This window comes from Pseudomonas sp. 22490, assembly GCF_052044465.1.
GTDB lineage: Bacteria > Pseudomonadota > Gammaproteobacteria > Pseudomonadales > Pseudomonadaceae > Pseudomonas > Pseudomonas aeruginosa.
This window is the reverse complement of sequence record NZ_JBQENS010000018.1, coordinates 1-18,635: the sequence shown is the minus strand read 5'-3', so window position 1 is coordinate 18,635 and position 18,635 is coordinate 1. Positions and strand designations below refer to the sequence as shown.

General features: G+C 65.4%; 19 protein-coding genes and 2 pseudogenes (1 of these 21 running past the window's edge). 6 read left to right on the top strand and 15 right to left on the bottom strand.

Annotated elements, in window-relative coordinates; translation table 11 throughout:
* From dnaX to ACTJJX_RS19845, 4 genes and pseudogenes are all read left to right on the top strand, one after another.
* Positions 1-99 (top strand): annotated as a pseudogene (gene dnaX / locus ACTJJX_RS19860) (DNA polymerase III subunit gamma/tau); it begins 1,948 nt to the left of the window's first position.
* A 45-nt stretch (positions 100-144) separates the two neighbouring features.
* Entirely contained in the window at positions 145-471 is a 327-nt protein-coding gene (locus ACTJJX_RS19855) for a YbaB/EbfC family nucleoid-associated protein (protein WP_003087236.1), read from the top strand.
* Between the two features lie 78 nt (positions 472-549).
* Positions 550-1,146 (top strand): recombination mediator RecR, encoded by a 597-nt coding sequence (recR, locus tag ACTJJX_RS19850; protein ID WP_003087237.1) that lies wholly within the window; start codon positions 550-552, stop codon positions 1,144-1,146.
* 122 nt (positions 1,147-1,268) lie between these two features.
* Positions 1,269-2,417: an acyl-CoA dehydrogenase family protein gene (locus tag ACTJJX_RS19845; protein ID WP_003103930.1), complete on the top strand. Its 1,149-nt coding sequence runs from the start codon at positions 1,269-1,271 to the stop codon at positions 2,415-2,417.
* Positions 2,418-2,429: 12 nt separating this feature from the next.
* On the opposite strand, the gene ACTJJX_RS19840 is transcribed toward ACTJJX_RS19845, so the two are convergent.
* The 3 genes from ACTJJX_RS19840 to ACTJJX_RS19830 all read right to left on the bottom strand — a co-directional run bounded on the left by ACTJJX_RS19840 (position 2,430) and on the right by ACTJJX_RS19830 (position 5,510).
* On the bottom strand, positions 2,430-2,969 hold the full coding sequence (locus ACTJJX_RS19840) for a CbrC family protein (protein WP_016851794.1): 540 nt from the start codon (positions 2,967-2,969) through the stop codon (positions 2,430-2,432).
* A 73-nt stretch (positions 2,970-3,042) separates the two neighbouring features.
* Positions 3,043-3,930 carry an SDR family NAD(P)-dependent oxidoreductase gene (locus ACTJJX_RS19835; protein WP_003103932.1) on the bottom strand — a complete coding sequence of 296 codons (888 nt, stop codon included), beginning with the start codon at positions 3,928-3,930 and terminating at the stop codon, positions 3,043-3,045.
* The gene (locus ACTJJX_RS19830) at positions 3,927-5,510 is read right to left on the bottom strand and encodes a flavin-containing monooxygenase (protein WP_003121915.1); all 1,584 of its coding nucleotides are present in this window, start codon (positions 5,508-5,510) and stop codon (positions 3,927-3,929) included. The genes ACTJJX_RS19835 and ACTJJX_RS19830 overlap by 4 nt, the downstream gene beginning before the upstream one ends.
* Positions 5,511-5,602: 92 nt before the next feature.
* On the opposite strand from ACTJJX_RS19830, the pseudogene ACTJJX_RS19825 reads away from it, so the two are divergent.
* A pseudogene (locus tag ACTJJX_RS19825) lies at positions 5,603-5,800 on the top strand (TetR family transcriptional regulator); the annotation flags it as partial.
* Between the two features lie 525 nt (positions 5,801-6,325).
* Here ACTJJX_RS19825 and mdtI read toward each other — a convergent pair.
* From mdtI to anr, 5 genes are all read right to left on the bottom strand, one after another.
* Positions 6,326-6,655, bottom strand: coding sequence for a multidrug/spermidine efflux SMR transporter subunit MdtI (gene mdtI, locus ACTJJX_RS19820; RefSeq protein WP_003117768.1), 330 nt, complete (start codon positions 6,653-6,655; stop codon positions 6,326-6,328).
* On the bottom strand, positions 6,649-7,017 hold the full coding sequence (locus ACTJJX_RS19815; protein ID WP_003087256.1) for a multidrug/spermidine efflux SMR transporter subunit MdtJ: 369 nt from the start codon (positions 7,015-7,017) through the stop codon (positions 6,649-6,651). Before ACTJJX_RS19815 ends, mdtI begins: the two co-directional genes overlap by 7 nt.
* 408 nt (positions 7,018-7,425) lie before the next feature.
* A complete protein-coding gene (locus ACTJJX_RS19810) occupies positions 7,426-8,262 on the bottom strand; it encodes a metal-dependent hydrolase (RefSeq protein ID WP_003087258.1) in 837 nt (278 codons plus the stop codon).
* 239 nt (positions 8,263-8,501) lie between these two features.
* Positions 8,502-9,050 carry an adenine phosphoribosyltransferase gene (locus ACTJJX_RS19805; protein WP_003087259.1) on the bottom strand — a complete coding sequence of 183 codons (549 nt, stop codon included), beginning with the start codon at positions 9,048-9,050 and terminating at the stop codon, positions 8,502-8,504.
* A gap of 85 nt (positions 9,051-9,135) precedes the next feature.
* Entirely contained in the window at positions 9,136-9,870 is a 735-nt protein-coding gene (gene anr, locus ACTJJX_RS19800) for a transcriptional regulator Anr (RefSeq protein ID WP_003087262.1), read from the bottom strand.
* A gap of 245 nt (positions 9,871-10,115) precedes the next feature.
* On the opposite strand from anr, the gene ACTJJX_RS19795 reads away from it, so the two are divergent.
* Complete coding sequence (locus ACTJJX_RS19795) at positions 10,116-10,583, top strand: hypothetical protein (protein WP_016851793.1); 468 nt, start codon at positions 10,116-10,118, stop codon at positions 10,581-10,583.
* A 48-nt stretch (positions 10,584-10,631) separates the two neighbouring features.
* Here ACTJJX_RS19795 and hemN read toward each other — a convergent pair whose 3' ends face one another.
* The 7 genes from hemN to ccoP form a co-directional block, all read right to left on the bottom strand.
* Positions 10,632-12,014 carry an oxygen-independent coproporphyrinogen III oxidase gene (gene hemN / locus ACTJJX_RS19790; protein WP_003087267.1) on the bottom strand — a complete coding sequence of 461 codons (1,383 nt, stop codon included), beginning with the start codon at positions 12,012-12,014 and terminating at the stop codon, positions 10,632-10,634.
* Positions 12,015-12,141: 127 nt separating this feature from the next.
* On the bottom strand, positions 12,142-12,825 hold the full coding sequence (locus ACTJJX_RS19785) for a sulfite exporter TauE/SafE family protein (RefSeq protein ID WP_003087270.1): 684 nt from the start codon (positions 12,823-12,825) through the stop codon (positions 12,142-12,144).
* A complete protein-coding gene (gene ccoS, locus ACTJJX_RS19780; protein ID WP_003087273.1) occupies positions 12,818-13,027 on the bottom strand; it encodes a cbb3-type cytochrome oxidase assembly protein CcoS in 210 nt (69 codons plus the stop codon). The genes ACTJJX_RS19785 and ccoS overlap by 8 nt, the downstream gene beginning before the upstream one ends.
* Positions 13,006-15,441, bottom strand: coding sequence for a heavy metal translocating P-type ATPase (locus tag ACTJJX_RS19775; protein WP_003111083.1), 2,436 nt, complete (start codon positions 15,439-15,441; stop codon positions 13,006-13,008). The genes ccoS and ACTJJX_RS19775 overlap by 22 nt, the downstream gene beginning before the upstream one ends.
* Positions 15,438-15,977, bottom strand: a complete 540-nt coding sequence (locus ACTJJX_RS19770; protein WP_003103941.1) for a FixH family protein — start codon at positions 15,975-15,977, stop codon at positions 15,438-15,440. Before ACTJJX_RS19770 ends, ACTJJX_RS19775 begins: the two co-directional genes overlap by 4 nt.
* Positions 15,978-15,988: 11 nt before the next feature.
* The gene (ccoG, locus tag ACTJJX_RS19765; protein WP_003087288.1) at positions 15,989-17,404 is read right to left on the bottom strand and encodes a cytochrome c oxidase accessory protein CcoG; all 1,416 of its coding nucleotides are present in this window, start codon (positions 17,402-17,404) and stop codon (positions 15,989-15,991) included.
* Positions 17,405-17,621: 217 nt separating this feature from the next.
* Positions 17,622-18,578, bottom strand: coding sequence for a cytochrome-c oxidase, cbb3-type subunit III (ccoP, locus tag ACTJJX_RS19760; protein ID WP_003087292.1), 957 nt, complete (start codon positions 18,576-18,578; stop codon positions 17,622-17,624).
* Positions 18,579-18,635 lie beyond the last annotated feature (57 nt).

Sequence of the window (18,635 nt, the reverse complement as noted above, 5' to 3'; positions counted from 1 at the left end):
GCATCGATCGATGCCGACCCGTTGGTCCGGCAGTTGCGCGAGCAGTTCGCCGCGGTGGTCCGTGACGGTACCATCGAACCTTTGGAAGCCAAGGCCTGACCGGCGCTTGGCGCACGCAACAAGACGACATTCGAGGTGAAGAACATGATGAAAGGTGGCATGGCCGGCCTGATGAAGCAGGCGCAGCAGATGCAGGAAAAGATGCAGAAGATGCAGGAAGAACTGGCCAACGCCGAAGTGACCGGGCAATCCGGCGCCGGTCTGGTCAGCGTGGTGATGACCGGGCGCCACGACGTCAAACGCGTAAGCCTGGACGACAGCCTGATGCAGGAAGACAAGGAAATCCTCGAAGACCTGATCGCGGCCGCGGTCAACGATGCGGTGCGCAAGATCGAGCAGAACAACCAGGAAAAGATGTCCGGCTTCACCTCGGGCATGCAACTGCCGCCCGGCTTCAAGATGCCCTTCTGATCCCGCGTTCGTGCCGGGTCCGCCTTCTTCGGACGGCGCCCGGCAGCCATTCCCCTCCCTCTATCCGACGAGTCCTGCATGAGTTTCAGCCCGCTGATCCGCCAACTGATCGAGTCCCTGCGCATTCTTCCCGGTGTCGGGCAGAAGTCGGCCCAGCGCATGGCGCTGATGCTGCTGGAGCGCGATCGCAGCGGCGGCCTGAAGCTGGCCCAGGCGTTGACCGCCGCGATGGAAGGGGTCGGTCATTGCCGGCAGTGCCGTACCCTCAGCGAGGAGGAGCTGTGCCCGCAGTGCGCCGACCCGCGACGCGACGACTCGCTGCTCTGCGTGGTGGAAGGCCCGCTGGACGTATTCGCGGTGGAGCAGACCGGCTACCGCGGCCGCTATTTCGTGCTCAAGGGACACCTGTCGCCGCTCGACGGCCTGGGGCCGGAGGCGATCGGCATTCCCGAACTGGAAGCGCGGATCAGGGACGGAGCCTTCAGCGAGGTGATCCTCGCCACCAACCCCACCGTCGAAGGCGAGGCCACCGCCCACTATATCGCCCAGCTACTGGCCGGCCGCGGCCTGACCTTGTCGCGTATCGCCCATGGCGTGCCGCTGGGCGGCGAGCTGGAGCTGGTCGATGGCGGCACCTTGGCCCACGCCCTGGCCGGACGGCGGCCGATCTCCTGAGCTCTGTGCCTCCCGTATCCGTAGGACGGGCGGCCTATACGCCCTCGCCGATGGCCAGTTTCCCGTATTGAAAACCAAGCAAGCGCTAGGTAAGTTCTGAGGCTCCCATCAGGAGCCCGGCCATGACTGACTTCCAGCAGTACTTCGACGAGTCCCATCAACTGATCCGGGATTCGGTTCGCCGTTTCGTCGAGCGCGAGGTGTTGCCGTACATCGATGAATGGGAGGAGGCCGAGGAATTTCCCCGCGAACTCTATCTCAAGGCCGGCGCGGCCGGGATCCTCGGCATCGGCTACCCGGAAGCCTACGGCGGCAGTTGCGAAGGCGATCTGTTCGCCAAGGTGGCGGCCAGCGAAGAGCTCATGCGCTGCGGTTCCGGCGGCTTGGTCGCCGGGTTGGGATCGCTGGATATCGGCTTGCCTCCGGTGGTCAAGTGGGCCCGTCCCGAGGTGCGCGAGCGGGTAGTGCCGGCGGTGCTGCGCGGCGAGAAGATCATGGCCCTGGCGGTCACCGAGCCCTCTGGCGGCTCCGACGTGGCCAACCTGAAGACCCGTGCGGTGCGCGATGGCGATCACTATCGCGTCAGCGGCAGCAAGACCTTCATCACCAGCGGCGTGCGCGCGGACTACTACACGGTGGCGGTGCGTACCGGCGGCGAGGGTTTCGCCGGCATCAGCCTGCTGCTGGTGGAGAAGGGCACTGCCGGGTTCAGTGTCGGCCGCAAGCTGAAGAAGATGGGCTGGTGGGCGTCGGATACCGCCGAACTGTTCTTCGACGACTGCCGGGTGCCTGCGGAAAACCTCATCGGCGTGGAGAATGCCGGCTTCGCCTGCATCATGGCCAATTTCCAGAGCGAGCGCCTGGCCCTGGCGGTGATGGCCAATATGACCGCGCAACTGGCTCTGGAGGAGTCGCTGCGCTGGGCGCGCGAGCGAGAAGCGTTCGGCAAGCCGATCGGCAAGTTCCAGGTGCTGCGCCATCGTCTCGCGGAAATGGCCACGCAACTGGAGGTTTCCCGGGAGTTCACCTATCGCCAGGCAGCGAAGATGGCCGCCGGCAAGAGCGTGATCAAGGAGATATCGATGGCCAAGAACTTCGCTACCGATGTCGCCGATCGCCTGACCTATGATGCCGTGCAGGTGCTCGGCGGCATGGGCTACATGCGCGAAAGCCTGGTGGAGCGGCTGTATCGCGACAACCGGATTCTCTCCATCGGCGGCGGTTCGCGGGAAATCATGAACGAGATCATCGGCAAGCAGATGGGGTTGTAGGGCCGCGTTCTATCAGGTGAAGTCCAGGTCGTAATGCGCCTGGCCACAGTGCAGGCAGTCGAAGCGGTAGATGGCCGGATTGCCGCCGGGCGTATAGGCGTCGACGAGGCGTTGCCAGGTGATAGCCGGCCAGGCGAAATCGGCGAAGCGCTGCGCCAGGCCCTCGGCTCCCAGTTGCCCGATTTCCTCACGCCCCGCGTCGCCGCGAAAGGCGCAGGCATCCTCGCAGCAAACCAGCCAGCGCTCCTGCTGCCAGGAGGTGTAGCCGGGCGTGCGCTCGCAGACTTCGGTGACGATATCCGCGGCGACGCCGGCGTCGAGCAGCGGATAGTCGTCGGAAAAGCTCGCTTCGTAGCGCGCGGCCGCGCTGCCGTCGGCTATGCACCAGCGGCAAAGGCTGCCGGGCGGCAACTCGTGGCGGGAATAGGGCGAACCGGTGTAGACGTAGCCACTAGCCTTGCCACAGCACTGGCAGGTGGTGGCGGAAGCCTCGATGCTGCCGCTGGCGAGCGGTTCGGGATGGTAGCGGAAGTGAGGAAGGGGAGGGTTCATGACGGCCGTACCCTGGAGACTGGCCGTCGAGTATGACGTGCCGGGCAGCCTAGCGGCTACCCGGCGGGCCTGTTCACTCGCTGGCTTCGCGGGCGCCCTGGGGGCTCTTCGGGCGCGGCGCGAAGCGCGCTGCCAGGCGCATGCTGGCGGTGACCAGGCGCTGGTAGAGCACTGGTGCCAGGCGCAGCATCACGTCGATCGCGTGGGCGTCGGTGCCGATCAGGATGCGCCGGCTGTCGCGCTGCACGCCGCGCAGGATGACCTGGGCGGCCTTCTCCGGGGTGGTCCGCAGCAACTGGTCGTTGAATTGCTCGCGAGCCTTGTCCGGAGCCTGGCCGGTGACCTTGGCCATGCTCTCGTTCATTCGCGCGGTCTTGGCGATGTTGGTCTTGATCCCGCCGGGATGCACGCAACTGGCGGAGACGCCGGAGTCCTCCATGTCCAGTTCCTGGCGCAACGACTCGGTGAAGCCGCGCACCGCGTACTTGGTGGCGTTGTAGGCGCTCATGCCGGGCTGGGCGAACAGCCCGAAGACGCTGGAGACATTGACCACGTGGCCGTTGCCGGAGGCCTTCAGGTGCGGAAGGAACGCCTTGGTGCCGTTCACCACGCCCCAGAAGTTGATGTTCATGATCCACTCGTATTCCGAGTAGTCGCTGCCTTCCACGGTACCTGCGTGGGCGACGCCCGCGTTGTTGAAAATCAGGTTCACCCGGCCATGTTCGCTGGCCGCCTTGTCGGCCCAGGCCTGCACCTGCTCGCGGTCGGCCACGTCGACGACCGCGGTGGAGACGCGTACCCCGCTGCTGGCGAGCAATTGGCGGGTTTCCTCGAGAGCTGCGGCATTGACGTCGGCCAGGGCCAGGTGACAACCCTGCCTGCCCAGCTCCACGGCCAGGGCGCGACCGATGCCCGAGCCTGCGCCGGTGATGGCGGCGACTTTGTTTTCGAACGACTTCATGCGGGTACCCCTTCGGCCTGTTGGCGGGCTTCGTTGCTCAGGGCGGCGAGCGGTGTCGTGGTGAGGTGGTAGGCGGAGGCGTCGAACTGCCGGGTCAGGGCACGGAAGCGCCAGGTGAATCCCGGCCACAGGGTGCAGTTGCGGCCGCTGACCGGATGCAGGTACCAGCTCTTGCAACCGCCCACGCTCCAGACGCTGCGGTCCAGCTTGCGCTGGAGGTATTCGTTGTAGCGTTCCTGCACCGGGGCCTTGACCTCGAGACTGAGCAGTTCGCGGCGCTTCATCAGCTTCAGCGCATCGAGGACGTAGGCGATCTGCGACTCGATCATGTAGACCATCGAGTTGTGGCCGAGGCCGGTGTTCGGTCCCATCAGGAAGAACAGGTTGGGGAAGCCGGCGGTGGTAGTGCCCTTGTAGGCTTCCGGGCCCTTGGTCCAGCTGTCCAGCAGGTCGCGGCCGTCGCGACCGAAGACCACTCCGCGGGGGATAGGGTCGTTGGCGGTGAAGCCGGTACCGAAGATGATCGCGTCGACCTCGCGTTCCCGGCCGTTGCCGTCGACGATTCCATTGGCGGTGACGGCGCGGATGCCTTCGGTGATCACCGTGGAGTTGGCGGCAGCCAGGGCAGGGTAGTAGTTGTGCGACATGAGGATGCGCTTGCAGCCGATGGTGTAGTCCGGCGTGACCTTGCGGCGCAGTTCCGGATCCTTGATCTGCTTGTGGATGTGGCGGATCGCCAGGCGCTGCACCAGCTTCATTACCTGCGGGGCGAAGGTGAAGCCCAGCACCCGCCCTTCGAGCAGGCTGTAGAGGCCGCCGCGCCAGAGCTTCTGCACCAGCGGGAAGCGCCGGAAGCGCCGGCGCTCGGTTTCGCTGATTGCCCGGTCGGGTTTGGGCAGGATCCATGGCGGAGTGCGCTGGTAGAGATCGAGCGCGGCCACCAGCGGCTGGATCTCCGGGACGAACTGGATCGCCGAGGCGCCGGTGCCGATCACCGCCACGCGCTTGCCCTTGAGGTCGTAGTCATGGTCCCACTGCTGGGAATGGAAGACCTTGCCCTGGAAGTTCTCCAGGCCATCGAGGCGTGGATAGGCCGGGGTGGACAGGCCGCCCATGCCGGAAACCACGGCGTTCGCGGTGTAATGGTTGCCCTGGGCGTCATGCAGGTGCCAGAGGCTTTGCCGCTCGTCCCAGGCCAGTTTGCCGATCTCGGTGTTCAGCAGGGTCTTTTCCTGCAAGCGGTATTTTTCCCAGCACTTCTCCAGATAGGCGCGGATTTCCGGCTGGCGGGCGAACATCCGCGTCCACTCCGGGTTCGCTTCGAAGGAGAAGGAATAGACGTGGGATTGCACGTCGCAGGCGCAACCAGGGTAGTTGTTGACTCTCCAGGTGCCGCCGACGCCGGCGTCCTTTTCGAAGATCAGGAAGTCGTCCTCGCCTTCCTGGCGGAGACGGATCGCCATCCCCAGCCCGGAGAAACCGGTGCCGATGATGGCGACCTTGCAGTGCCGGGCGGCGGCAGGGGTGGGTTGGGTACTCATGGCCAAGCTCCTGTTATGATTGTTTGCTGGCGTATACACTCGTCTACCTGCGAATGTAGACATCTGTATACTTCAGGGTCAAGCCAACCTTAGGTAGGGTCGGCGCGGCGCAACGGCCGAACTTGTGGCGCATGGAAACAACCAGGTGGAACATGAGCGATATGAACGAAACGAAGGACAGGGTTGCCGACGCTCCCGGCAAACGCGCCTTGCTGGAGGCGGCCTTGCGCCTGGGCAGCAGCAGCCGCAGCCTGGGGGCCATCGGCTTGCGCGAGCTGGCGCGCGAGGCGGGCCTGAATCCGAACACCTTCTATCGGCATTTCCGCGATATCGACGATCTTGGCCTGACCATGATCCGCGACATCTCTACCCAGCTGCGCCAGCCGCTGCGCCAGCTTCGCCGCGAGGCCGCGACTCGTGCGGCGCCCAGCGCCCGAGCGCAGACGACGCCGTTCGGGCTGGACCTGGAAAGGGGGCGGCGGGTCTGCCGGGAGACGGTGCGGCTGTTCTTCGACTTCGTGGAGAGCAATCCCGCCGCGTTCATCGTCGGCGTGCGCGAACTGCATGGGGCTTCGCCGGTGCTGCGTGGTGCCCTGCGTCAGATCATGGATGAGTTCGCCGAGGACATGTCGGAGGACATCATCGAATTCAGGTTGTTGCCGGCGGTGAGCGAGGCGACCATCCGCCGCCTCTCCAGCCTGATCGGCCGCCAGCTGTTTCAGTTGTCGCTGGACTATATCGGCCAGCCGGAGCGGCGTCGGGAAATCTGCGCCTTGGGTGAGGAACAGATACTGCTGTTGTTCACCGGCGCCGCGGTCCTGCAGATGATGGGCGTTTCGTTGGACGCCGAGGCGTCAGGCCAGCTTGAGCAGGCTCATGCCGGCCAGCAGCAGCAACAGGCCGAGCCAGCCGCGCCAGGCCAGGCGCTGGCCGAACAGCGCCCAGCCCATGGCGACGGTGGCGAGGATGCCGAAGCCGCCCCAGATCGCATAGGCGAGTGACAGCTCGATGTCCTTCACCGCCTGCGCCAGCGCGGTGAAGGCGGCCATCACGCAGAGGATCGAGGCGATCCCGAGGCTGCGCCTGCGGAAACCGTCGGAGTATTTCAACAGCAGGTTGGCGACGACCTCGAGGGCGATCGCCAGGCCGAGCCAGGCGAAGGGAATCCAGTTCAGGGTCAGCATGTGACGGCCTCCCCACGGGGCTGCGCCGGCGTGCCGCTGGCGTTGCGGGTGCCGGACTTGATCAGCAGGATGCCGGCGATCATCACGCCGAGGCCGACGGCCTTGTACAGGCCGATGCTTTCGCCCAGCCAGGCGACGCTGACCGCCGTGATCAGGACGATGCCAATGCCTTCCCAAAGGGCGTAGGCGACTCCGACGGGGACACGCTTGACCGCCAGGGCGAGGAAGAAATAGGACAGGCCGATCATCCCGTACATCAGCAGCATGCCTGCGACAGGGGCGTGGGTGGCGGCCAGTTTCATCGAGGTGGTGCCGATCACTTCGGCGCCGATAGCCAGTAACAGATAGATCCAGGAACGCATGTTGCCCTCCCATGGGCACCGCGGAATGGAGGCCGCGGCCAAAGATGACGAAGAGCGGTGGCGAGGGGCGGGAAAGACCCCGAAGCGCAGGGGCGGTCGCCACCGACAGCAGGTGTCGAGGGAGGGAGCTAGAGGTCGCCGGTCCAGTGACGCTCGCGGGAGACCAGGCGGGAAGTGGGGATAGGTAATGCCTTAGTGTTCAACATAATGAACATGATATTACCTCAGGGCATCGTAAAAAGCCAATCGATAGGAATTGACTAATTATTTCCTCCGTAAAATGGCGGATTCAGGAACGGTAGTCGAAACGGAGGCTTTTCCGTGTGCAATATCCTGTTCTTCTCTCGAATAAGAAACGCCAGGCGGGGCCTGGCGTCGGGGGCGGAGCGGCACTGGCGGAGGCGGGCTTCAATCGGCGAAGGCCAGTTTGTCCTTCCAGTATTTCTCCAGTTTCGCGGTGTCGTGGTCGCTGGGGTGGAAGCCCGGCCGGTAGTAGTCCAGGTAGGGCAGCAGCAGGCGGGTGAAGAAGCCCTTGCGCAGGCCGAACAGGGTGCCCAGGCCATGCTTCCAGGAGCGCCAGTTGAACAATTGGCCGTCCTTGCGTAGCAGGTCGAGCTGGAACCAGCCGATGACGCCGAAGAACATCAGGGTGGTCAGCATCATCACCAGAACCCGGGTGAAGTAGCCGCCGTAGACTTTCTGGTACACATCGTAGGCGACGTTCTTGTGTTCGTTCTCCTCGATGGCATGCCACATCCACAGCTTGTACATCTTCGGCGACTGCATCTGGATGGTCAGGTCTTCGCGCTTGAGCAGCTGCGCGGCCATGGTCGCGGTGAAATGCTCGAGGGCGCAGGTGATCGCCAACTGGTGTTTCCTGGTGGTGACCTTGCTGACGTTTTCCAGCAGGACCTTGATCCGCAGTTCGAGGCACTCCAGGTCGACCCCGTGCTCCTCGGCATATTCGTTGTAGGCGGCATGCTCCTTCGAGTGCATCGCCTCCTGGCCGATGAAGGCGCTGACGTCCTTCTTCAGTTGCGGATCCTCCAGGCGGTCGCGCACCGCGCGCACGCTATCGACGAAGAATTTTTCGCCGTAGGGGAAAAGCGAAGACAGGTTGTTCATGAACTGGGTCATGAAGGGTTGGCCGTCCCACCAGTACTTCGGGGTTTCGCTGAAGCTGAAATCCATCCGCCGCACGGGGAAATTGGCGCGAACCGGGGAGGCGGTGCCAGTGGCAGTCATGGCTAACTCCTTTTGTTGTTCTGGGGAGGGGAAACGCGCAGGTTTCCTCGGGTTCCCTATGGCGAGCTCGCTATAACACCTCTGAATGTGTCATTAGCTGATGTAATTATTGCAGGATTGTCCAACAGCGGGAGGTCATTCCTGGCCATTTCGAAGTCATTAATGGCCAGGTCGGCTCGACCAGACGGAAGATGGGGCGCAAGGAGCGAGCGCGGGGCGCCAGGGCGCCCCCCGGCGTATCAACGCTCGTCGAGAGCGAACGCGGTGAGACTGAAGGTGGAGATGCCGGCGTCCTGCAGGCGAGTGGAGCCGCCGAGTTCCGGCAGGTCGATGATCGCCGCGGCCTCGAAGACCCTGGCCCCGAGGCGTCGTACCAGGCTCGCGGCCGCCAGCAGGGTCCCGCCGGTGGCGATGAGGTCGTCGAAGATCAGTACGCTGTCGCCTTCGCAGAGGCTGTCGGCATGTACTTCGAGGAAGGCCTCGCCGTATTCGGTCTGGTAGCCCTCGGCGAGTACGTCGGCGGGTAGCTTGCCCTGCTTGCGGAACAGGACCAGCGGCTTGTTCAGCGCATAGGCCACCGCCGAGCCGATGAGGAAGCCGCGGGCATCCATGGCGCCGATGTGGCTGAAATCGGCCTCGATGTAGCGCTGGACGAAGCTGTCCACGGTCATGCGCAGCGCGCGTGGCGACTGGAACAGCGGGGTGATGTCGCGGAACACCACGCCGGGCTTGGGAAAGTCCGGCACGGCGCGGATCTGCGACTTGAGGGTGAACTCGTCGAAAATCATGGAAGATCCTGGGCTGGGCGTTTTTCGGGGCCCATCATACAACGGGCCCGCGCTGAGGCGGGCCCGTTGGCGGTTCGCAGGCGCTTCAGCCTTCCAGCTGGCCGCCGGCGAGGGCGCACAGCTCGATGGAGTCGAGGATGTGCACTTCCTTGCCTTCCGCGCTGATCAGGCCGTTCTGCTGGAAGCGGGTGAAGACCCGCGACACGGTTTCCACGGCCAGGCCGAGATAGTTGCCGATCTCGTTGCGCGACATGGCCAGGCGGAACTGCTGGGCGGAGAAGCCACGGGCACGGAAGCGCGCCGACAGGTTGACCAGGAAGGTGGCGATGCGCTCGTCGGCAGTCTTCTTCGACAGCAGCAGCATCATCTGCTGGTCATCGCGGATTTCCCGGCTCATCAGACGCATCAGTTGACGGCGCAGCTGCGGCAGCTGCTCGGACAGTTCGTCCAGGCGCTCGAAGGGAATCTCGCAGACCGAGGTGGTTTCCAGGGCCTGGGCGGATACCGGATAGGTCTCGGTATCCATCCCGGACAGGCCGACCAGCTCGCTGGGCAGGTGGAAGCCGGTGATCTGCTCTTCGCCGGCATCGGTGATGCTGAAGGTTTTCAGGGCGCCGGAGCGCACGGCAAAGACCGAGCCGAAAGGATCACCCTGGCGGAACAGGAATTCGCCTTTCTTCAGGGGACGACCGCGCTTGACGATCTCGTCCAGCGAATCCATGTCTTCCACGGTCAGCGACAGGGGGAGGCACAGCGGGGCCAGACTGCAATCCTTGCAGTGTGCTTGGGGCAGTGCGCGCACCTTGATGGTTTCGGCCATTGAGGGGTCCTTGCTAGGTTAAAGGCACAACAGGAGTAAGGGTAACGCAGCCGCGATGCGGGTGCCAGCCATAGGTCTGGCAACGACCATTTCTGACAGGCCGATGGCGTTTCCAATCAGTGACTTGCGTCAAACAACTGCGACTACCTGTCGCACCCTGTCAAGGGGCGACGAAAAGGGGGCTCAAGTTCGCGACGCGTGGGCCGATCCAATGGAAGAATTCCATTTTTCCCGGAGTGACTGGAATGTTGACCCTCAGTGGCTGGATCACCACCCAGGTGCTGCCCTCATCGCGCGCCGCCGCGGACGCCAAGGCCGCGCGGACCGGCACCGCCGAGCAGGCGGAAGACCCGGCCGCCGGCACCGACGCCGCCGATCAGCATGTACAGCTTTCCCAGGCAGGGCGCGAGCTGGCCGCTACCATGGGGGTGCCGGTGGAGGAGGAGGACGAGGATATCCCGCAGGAGTTGCGGCCGATGGTGAAGATGATCCGCGAGTTGAAGAAGAAGATCGAAGAGAAGCTCAGGGAGCTGCAGGAGGCCATGAGGTCGTCCGATCCGGGGGCGAAGGAGGCTCGCGTGCCTGAGTTGCAGAAGGAGCTGCAACAACTCAACTCCGCCCTGCAGACGGCGACGGCAGCGATGGCATCGGCCATCAAGGAGATGGGCATCAGCGACCCGGCGCTGATCATGAAGGTCATGGGCAGCCGGTAGAAGGGGCGGGGATTCACCGCCCTGTCGTGCGGGCAGGGCGGTGCGCTTTCAGATCACCCGGGAGAAGCGCTGCCGGTTGAGGCTGGGCAGGTAGCGGTCGAACAGCATGCAGATCGAACGCACCAGCAGACGTCCGGAAGACGTGATGTCGATGCCCTTGGCGTCCAGGCGGATCAGGCCGTCGGCGGCGAAGCGTTCGAGATCGGGCCACAGCTCGGCGAAGTAACTGCGGAAGTCGATGCCGAACTCTGTCTCGATATCCTCGAAGGCCAGTTCGAAGTGGCAGATCAGTTGCTGGATCACCGCGCGCCGCACCCGGTCGTCGCTGTTGCAGTGCAGGCCGCGACGGATCGCCAACTGGCCGTTGTCGAGGCTGGTCTGGTAGTCGTTGATGTCGCTGCTGTTCTGGCTGTAGAGGTCGCCGATCTGGCTGATCGCCGAGACCCCGAGACCTACCAGGTCACAGTGCCCGTGCGTGGTGTAGCCCTGGAAATTGCGTTGCAGGGTGCCGTCTTCCTGGGCGCTGGCCAGCTCGTCGTCGGGCAGGGCGAAGTGATCCATGCCGATATAGCGGTAGCCCGCCGCGGCGAGTTGCTCGGTGGTGCGCTGGAGCATTTCCAGCTTCTGGCCCGGGCTCGGCAGGTCGTCGGCGTTGATCCGCCGCTGCGGCATGAAACGCTCGGGCAGGTGGGCGTAGTTGAACACCGAGAGGCGATCCGGCTGTAGCGCGATCACTTCGTCGACCGTGCGGGCGAAGCTGTCCGGCGTCTGTTTCGGCAGTCCGTAGATCAGGTCGAGGTTGATCGAGCGGTACTGCAGGGTGCGCGCGGCCTCGACGATGGTACGGGTCTCCTCCGGGGTCTGCATGCGGTTGACCGCCTTCTGCACCTCCATGTCGAAGTCCTGTACGCCGAGGCTGACGCGGTTGAAACCGAGTTCGCGGAGCAGGCCCATGGTCGACCAGTCGGCCTCGCGCGGGTCGATCTCGATGCCGTAGTCGCCCGAATCGTCGTCCAGCAGGTTGAGGTGGGTGCGCAATTGCGACATGAGTTCGCGCAACTGGCCGGGACTGAGGAAGGTCGGGGTTCCGCCACCGAAGTGCAGTTGCTCGACCACCTGCTCGCGGGAGAGGTGGCGGCTGACGATCTCGATCTCGCGGACCAGGCGCGCAAGGTACGGCGCGCTGCGCCCGCGATCCTTGGTGATCACCTTGTTGCAGGCGCAGTAGTAGCAGATGTTGGCGCAGAACGGGATGTGCACGTAGAGCGACAGGGGGTGTCCGGCCTTCCGGCTGTCGCGCAGGGCGTGCAACTGGTCGAACGGGCCGATGCCTTCGTGGAACTGCACGGCGGTCGGATAGGAGGTGTAACGCGGGCCGGAAAGGTCGTAGCGCCGAATCAGGTCAGCGTCCCAGCGAATGGTGTCGAGCATGCCAGAGATCCCCAGTTGGCGAGCTTTAGTCGGGAAGTCTAGGGATTGCGCCGGGAAGGCCTGTTGATTTGTATCAAGCGGGTGAATGTATACAGGATGTGTCACCCGATGTTGGGACGGGCGTCCGTCAATGCCCCATCAGCCAGGCCTGGTGCGGTCCTGGGAGGGTCCAGAGGCCGAAAAGGATGACCATCAGGCCGCCCACGATGCGTACGCCGCGACGGCGTAGCAGGGCGGTCACCCGTTCGGCGGCCATGCCGGTGGCCAGCAGTACCGGCCAGGTGCCGAGGCCGAACGCCAGCATCAGCAGCGCGCTGTCCAGTGCCGATCCCTGGCTGGTGGCCCAGAGCAGGGTGCTGTAGACCAGCCCGCAGGGCAGCCAGCCCCAGATCGCACCGAGCAGCAGGGCCCGTGGCAGGCTGGAGACCGGCAGCAGGCGCCGGGCGAAGGGTTCCAGGTGGCGCCAGAGGCCGCGACCGAGCGCCTCGACGCGGGTCAGGCCGCTCCACCAGCCGGCCAGGTAGAGTCCCATGGCGATCAGCAGCAGCCCGGCGACCACCCGCAGCGCGCCGGCCAACGGGGTGCGCGCCACCGCCCAGCCGGCCAGGCCGAGCAGCAGGCCGGCGCAGGCGTAGCTGAGGATGCGGCCGAGGTTGTAGGCCAGCAGCAGGCGCAGACGACGGCCGCGCTGTTCGGCGGGAATGGCCAGGGTCAGGGCGCCCATCAGGCCGCCGCACATGCCCAGGCAGTGGCCTCCCCCGAGCAGGCCGAGGATCAGCGCGGAAACCAGCAGCGGCGCCAGTTCAGCCACGCGGTCGGTCCTCCGGTTTCGACGGCTTCTCCGCTTCGTCGACGCCGGCCTGGTGCTTCGGGTCTTCGTCGTCGAAGAGAATGCTGTGGGCGGGGCCGTCGAGATCGTCGTACTGGCCGCTGTCCACCGCCCAGAAGAACACGTAGATGGCGATGGCGACGATGACGATCGCGACGGGGATCAGGATGTAGAGCGCGGCCATACGGACCTCGGCGAAGGGATTCGGGTCAGCCGCAGGGCGTTGACCACCACCAGCAGCGAACTGACCGACATGCCGATCGCCGCCCAGCCCGGGGTGATCCAGCCGAGCGCGGCGAAGGGCAGGACCAGGCCATTGTACAGGCTGGCCCAGGCCAGGTTCTCGATGATGATATGGCGGGTGCGGCGCGCCAGCCGGAAAGCCTGCACCAGGCTGTCCAGGCGGTTGGACAGGAGCACCGCGTCGGCGCTGGTCTTGGCCAGGTCGGTGGCGCTGCCCATGGCGACGCTGATGTCGGCACCGGCGAGCACCGGTACGTCGTTGACTCCGTCGCCGAGCATCAGCACCCGGCGGCCCTCGCCGTGCAGGCGTTCGAGCATGGCCAGCTTGTCGTCCGGGGTCAGGCCGCCGCGGGCTTCGTCGATGCCCAGTTCGGCAGCGACGCTGGCGACCATCGGCGAGGCGTCACCGGATAGCAGGAGGGTGCGCCAGCCGCGCGCCTTGCAGGCGGCGAGCAGGGCGGGGGCGTCGCTGCGCAGGCGGTCGTCGAGACCGAACCAGGCCAGCGGTCCCTGCTCGTCGCCGAGCAGCAGCCACTGTCCGGAGTCGCCGGGCATCGCGGGCGTGGCGCTGCCGCCCAGGTTGCTGACGAAGGCGGCCTGGCCGATGCGCAGGCGGCGGCCTTCCACCAGGCCTTCGAGGCCCAGTCCCGGATGGCTTGCGACGCTGTCGGCGGCCTCCGGCGCACGGCCGAAGGCGCGGGCGATGGGGTGTTCGGAACGGTTCTCGAGGGCGGCGGCGAGGGCCAGGCAGCGATCCGCGTCGAGATCGCGCAGGGGTAGCACCTGCTTGAGCGTCAGGCGGCCTTCGGTGAGGGTGCCGGTCTTGTCGAAGATTACCGTGTCGATGTGGTTCAGCCCTTCCAGCACGTGCCCGCGCGTGATCAGCAGGCCGAGCTTGTGCAGGCTGCCGGTGGCCGCGGTGAGCGCGGTGGGCGTGGCCAGCGACAGGGCGCAGGGGCAGGTGGCGACCAGCAGCGACAGCACCACCCAGAAGGCGCGCTGGTGGTCGACCTGCCACCACAGCGCGCCGACCGCTGCGGCGACCAGCAGGACGATGAGCAGGAACCACTGCGCCACCTTGTCGGCCAGTTCCGCCAGGCGCGGCTTGTCCGCCTGGGCGCGTTCCAGCAGGCGGACGATGGCCGACAGGCGGCTGTCGTCGCCAAGGGCGCCGACCTCGACGGTCAGCGGCCCCTCGACGTTCAGGGTACCGCCGGTGACGGTGTCGCCGGCCTGGCGTGGATGGGGCAGGTACTCGCCGGTGAGCAGCGACTCGTCGACGCTGGACTGGCCGTCGAGGATCACTCCGTCGGCCGGCAGCACGGCGCCTGGCGGTACCAGCACGCGGTCGCCGACGCGCAGTTCGCTGAGCAGGATGCGCTCGCCCTGGTTGGCGGCGTCCAGGCGCAGGCAGGACGCCGGCAGCAGGTTGACCAGTTGCGCGGTGGAGGCGGCGGTGCGCTCCCGCGCGCGGCGTTCGAGGTAGCGGCCGGCGAGGAGGAACAGGGCGAACATGCCGACCGCGTCGAAATACAGCTCGCCCTGGCCGGTGATCGTCGACCAGATGCCGGCGACGTAGGCGCCGCCGATCGCCAGCGACACCGAGACGTCCATGGTCAGGTGGCGGGTGCGCAGGTCGCGCAGGGCGCCACGGAAGAACTGGCCGCAGCAGTAGAAGACGATCGGCGTGGTGAGGATCAGGCTGACCCAGCGCAGGATGCGGTCCATGCCGGCGGAAAGGTCGAGGTTGAATTCCGGCCAGGTCGCCATCACCGCCATCATCACCTGGATCCACAGCAGCCCGGCGACACCGAGCTGGCGCAGGGCGCGGCGGTTCTCCATGGCCAGGCGCTCGGTGGCGTGGTCGGGTTGGTAGGGATGGCCGGCATAGCCGATCTGGCGCAGTTCGCCGAGCAACTGGCTGAGCGGCAACTGGCTGTCCTGCCAGCGCACGTGCAGGCGATGGTTGGACAGGTTGAGCCGCGCCTCGGCCACGCCAGGCAACTGGCGCAGGTGCTTCTCGATCAGCCAGCCGCAGGCGGCGCAACTGATGCCTTCGATCATCAGGCTGGTTTCCGCCAGCTCGCCCTCATGGCGGACGAAGCCGCCCTGTACGTCCGGGCGGTCGTAGAGCTGCAACTCTTCGCTGAGCGCCTTGGGCAAGGCTTCGGGGTTGGCGGCGTTTTCGCTGCGGTGCCGGTAGTAGCTTTCCAGGCCGCCGGCGACGATGGCCTCGGCCACCGCCTGGCAGCCCGGACAGCACATGGCCCGCGTCTCGCCGAGCACGCGGGCCTCGAAGCGGCTACCGGCGGGGACCGGCAAGCCGCAGTGGTAGCAGGGCAGGGGGGCGCTCATGGGCGCTTCGCTTCTGCTCCCTGGAGCGGTTCGTCACCCAGCTCCATGACCACGGTCGGCGATACCACCTCTTCCTCGAACAGGCGCCACTGGCCGCTGCCTTCCTGGCCGAGCAGTTCGACGAAGCGACGGCCCTCGACGGCGTCGGTCAGTTGCCCGACGTAGCGCTCGCGGTCGGAGTTGCTGCGCAGCAGCTCCACGCGGCGGTCCTTCTCCGGCTGGGTCGGCGAGATCAGGTTGAGGGTGAGCTGCTCCGGACGGCTGTTGCCGGTCAGGCGCACTTCGACTTCGCCGGTCAGGTCGTCGACCTTGACCTTGGCGTGCACTTGCAGGCGTACGGCCAGGTTCTCGCGTTCCAGGGAGCGGTTGATGCCCTTGCCGGCCTCGTAGTAGTTGTCGGTGACCAGGGTGTCCTGGTTGCGCACCGCGATGGTGACCAGGCTCAGCCCGAGCACCACCGAGGTCGCCAGGAGGGCCACGATGAACCAGGCCCAGAAGTGTTTGTACCAGGGTTGAGGGTGGGTCTCGGACTGCATGCTCAAGTTACTCAACGGGTGCGTGGGCCAATGAAGCGACTCTTCGCTTCTTTATGGATGCTCGGGTCGTCGGCCGACTCGATGGTGAAGACGATCTCGTTGGTGGTCGAAGGCAGCTTCTCCGGCTCGATGGACAGTTCCATCGGCAGGTTGAGGATGTCGCCCGCCGCCACCTTCAGCTCGCGCCGGCCTTCCAGGGTCAGGCCTTCGAGGCCCTTGGCGCCGAGGATGTAGGTGTGGTCCTGCTGATCCTTGTTCATGATCTTCAGGCTGTACACGTTCTCGATGCGGCCGAGTTCGTTCTCGCGGTAGAGCACGCGGTCCTTGCTGACGTCGAAGCCGACCAGCGGACGCAGGACCACCGCGGTGATCAGGGCGGAAATCATCAGCACTAGGGCGATGGCGTAGCCGATCAGGCGCGGCCGGGCCAGGTGGGTCTTCTGGCCGTTGAGGTTGTGCTCGGTGGTGTAGCTGATCAGCCCTTTCGGGTAGTTCATCTTCTCCATGATGCTGTCGCAGGCGTCGATGCACGCGGCGCAGCCGATGCACTCGATCTGCAGGCCGTCGCGGATGTCGATGCCGGTCGGGCAGACCTGCACGCACATCGTGCAGTCGATGCAGTCGCCCAGGCCCTGGGCCTTGTAGTCGAGGGACTTCTTGCGCGGGCCGCGCTTCTCGCCGCGACGCGGATCGTAGGAGACGATCAGGGTGTCCTTGTCGAACATCACGCTCTGGAAGCGCGCGTAGGGGCACATGTAGATGCACACCTGCTCGCGCAGCCAGCCGGCGTTGCCGTAGGTGGCCAGGGTGAAGAAGCCGACCCAGAAGTAGGCCCAGCCGTCGGCCTGGCCGGTGAGCAGCTCGGGAATCAGCTCGCGGATCGGCGAGAAGTAGCCGACGAAGGTCAGGCCGGTGACCAGGCCGATCAGCAGCCACAGGCTGTGCTTGGCGGTCTTGCGCAGCAGCTTGTTGCCGCTCATCGGGGCCTTGTCCAGCTTGATGCGCTGGTTGCGGTCGCCTTCGGTGACCTTCTCGCACCACATGTAGATCCAGGTCCACACGCTCTGCGGGCAGGTATAGCCGCACCAGACGCGACCGGCGAACACGGTGATGAAGAACAGGCCGAAGGCGCAGACGATCAGCAGCCAGGACAGCAGCATGAAGTCCTGCGGCCAGAAGGTGGCGCCGAAGATGTAGAACTTGCGCTCGGGCAGGTCCCACCAGACGGCCTGGCGGCCGCTCCAGTTGAGCCAGACGGTACCGAAGTAGAGGAGGAAGAGCGCCGCACCGCCCACCATGCGCAGTCGGCGGAAGATACCGGTGAAGGCCCGGGTGTAGATCTTCTCGCGCTTGGCGTAGAGATCGTTGTTATTGGTGTCGCCCTTGGCAGGCGGGGTGACGTCTTGAACGGGAATCTGTTTGCTCATCAGTGCGTACCACGGCAGTGGGGGGCGCCCGGCCGGTACATGCCGACAGGGTCAGAAAATAGTTGCACGCCTACTGATTATACGCCTGATCTATCAGGCTTTTTGCGGTAACTGTGCGACTTTTGGTCGCGTATTGTCCCATTCGCGCTTTTCTTTTGCACAAAATAAAACGGCGCCGGGGTTGCCGGCGCCGTCTGGGTCGTGGGGGAGGGAGCGCTTATTCGGCGCTCTTCTCGCCGTGCGACAGGCTGTATACGTAGGCGGCCAGCAGGTGCACCTTGTCGTTGCCCAGGTGTTCCTGTTGCGCCGGCATCACACCCTGGCGACCGTAGCGGATGGTCTGCTGCAGTTGCGCGAAGCTGGAGCCGTAGATGAACGCGCCGGGGTGGGTCAGATCGGGAGCGCCCATCGCCGGGGTGCCCTTGCCTTCCGGACCGTGGCAGGCGACGCAGGTGGTAGCGAAGACCTGCTTGCCGGCCTCGATGTCTGCCTTGGCGCCTTCCGGCAGCTTACGGCCATCCATCTGGGTGAGGACGAAAGCGGCGACGTTCTTCACGCCTTCCTCGCCGATCACTTCACCCCAGGCCGGCATGGCGGCGTGGCGGCCAGCCATGATGGTGGTCTTGATGGTTTCCGGCTCGCCGCCCCAGCGCCAGTCGGCGTCGGTCAGGTTGGGGAAGCCGTAGGCGCCCTTGGCGTCGGAGCCGTGGCAGATCGAGCAGTTGGAGGCGAACAGGCGACCGCCCATTTTCACCGCCTGCGGATCCTTGGCGACTTCCTCGATGGGCATCGCGGCGAATTTGGCGAAGATCGGGCCGTACTTCTCGTCGGCCTTGGCCATTTCCTTTTCCCACTGGTGGACGCCGGTCCAGCCTTTTTCCTTGTCGGCGAATTCGTCGGCGGACTGGTAGCCCGGCATCAGGCCTTTCCAGGTGCCCAGGCCCGGGTACAGGGCCAGGTACCCCACGGCGAACACCAGGGTGCCGACGAACAGCATGAACCACCACTTCGGCAGCGGGTTGTCGTACTCCTCGATGCCGTCGTAGGAGTGGCCCACGGTCTCGTCGGTGGTGCTGCTGCGCTGGCCCTTGCGGGTGGCGAAGATCAGCCAGGTCAGCGCCAGCAGGGTGCCGAGGGTGAGAGCTGTAATGTACAGACTCCAGAAGGTCGTCATTCTTTGTTACTCCTAGAAGCTTGCTCGACGTGCTTTTTGGCTTCGGGATCGTCTGCG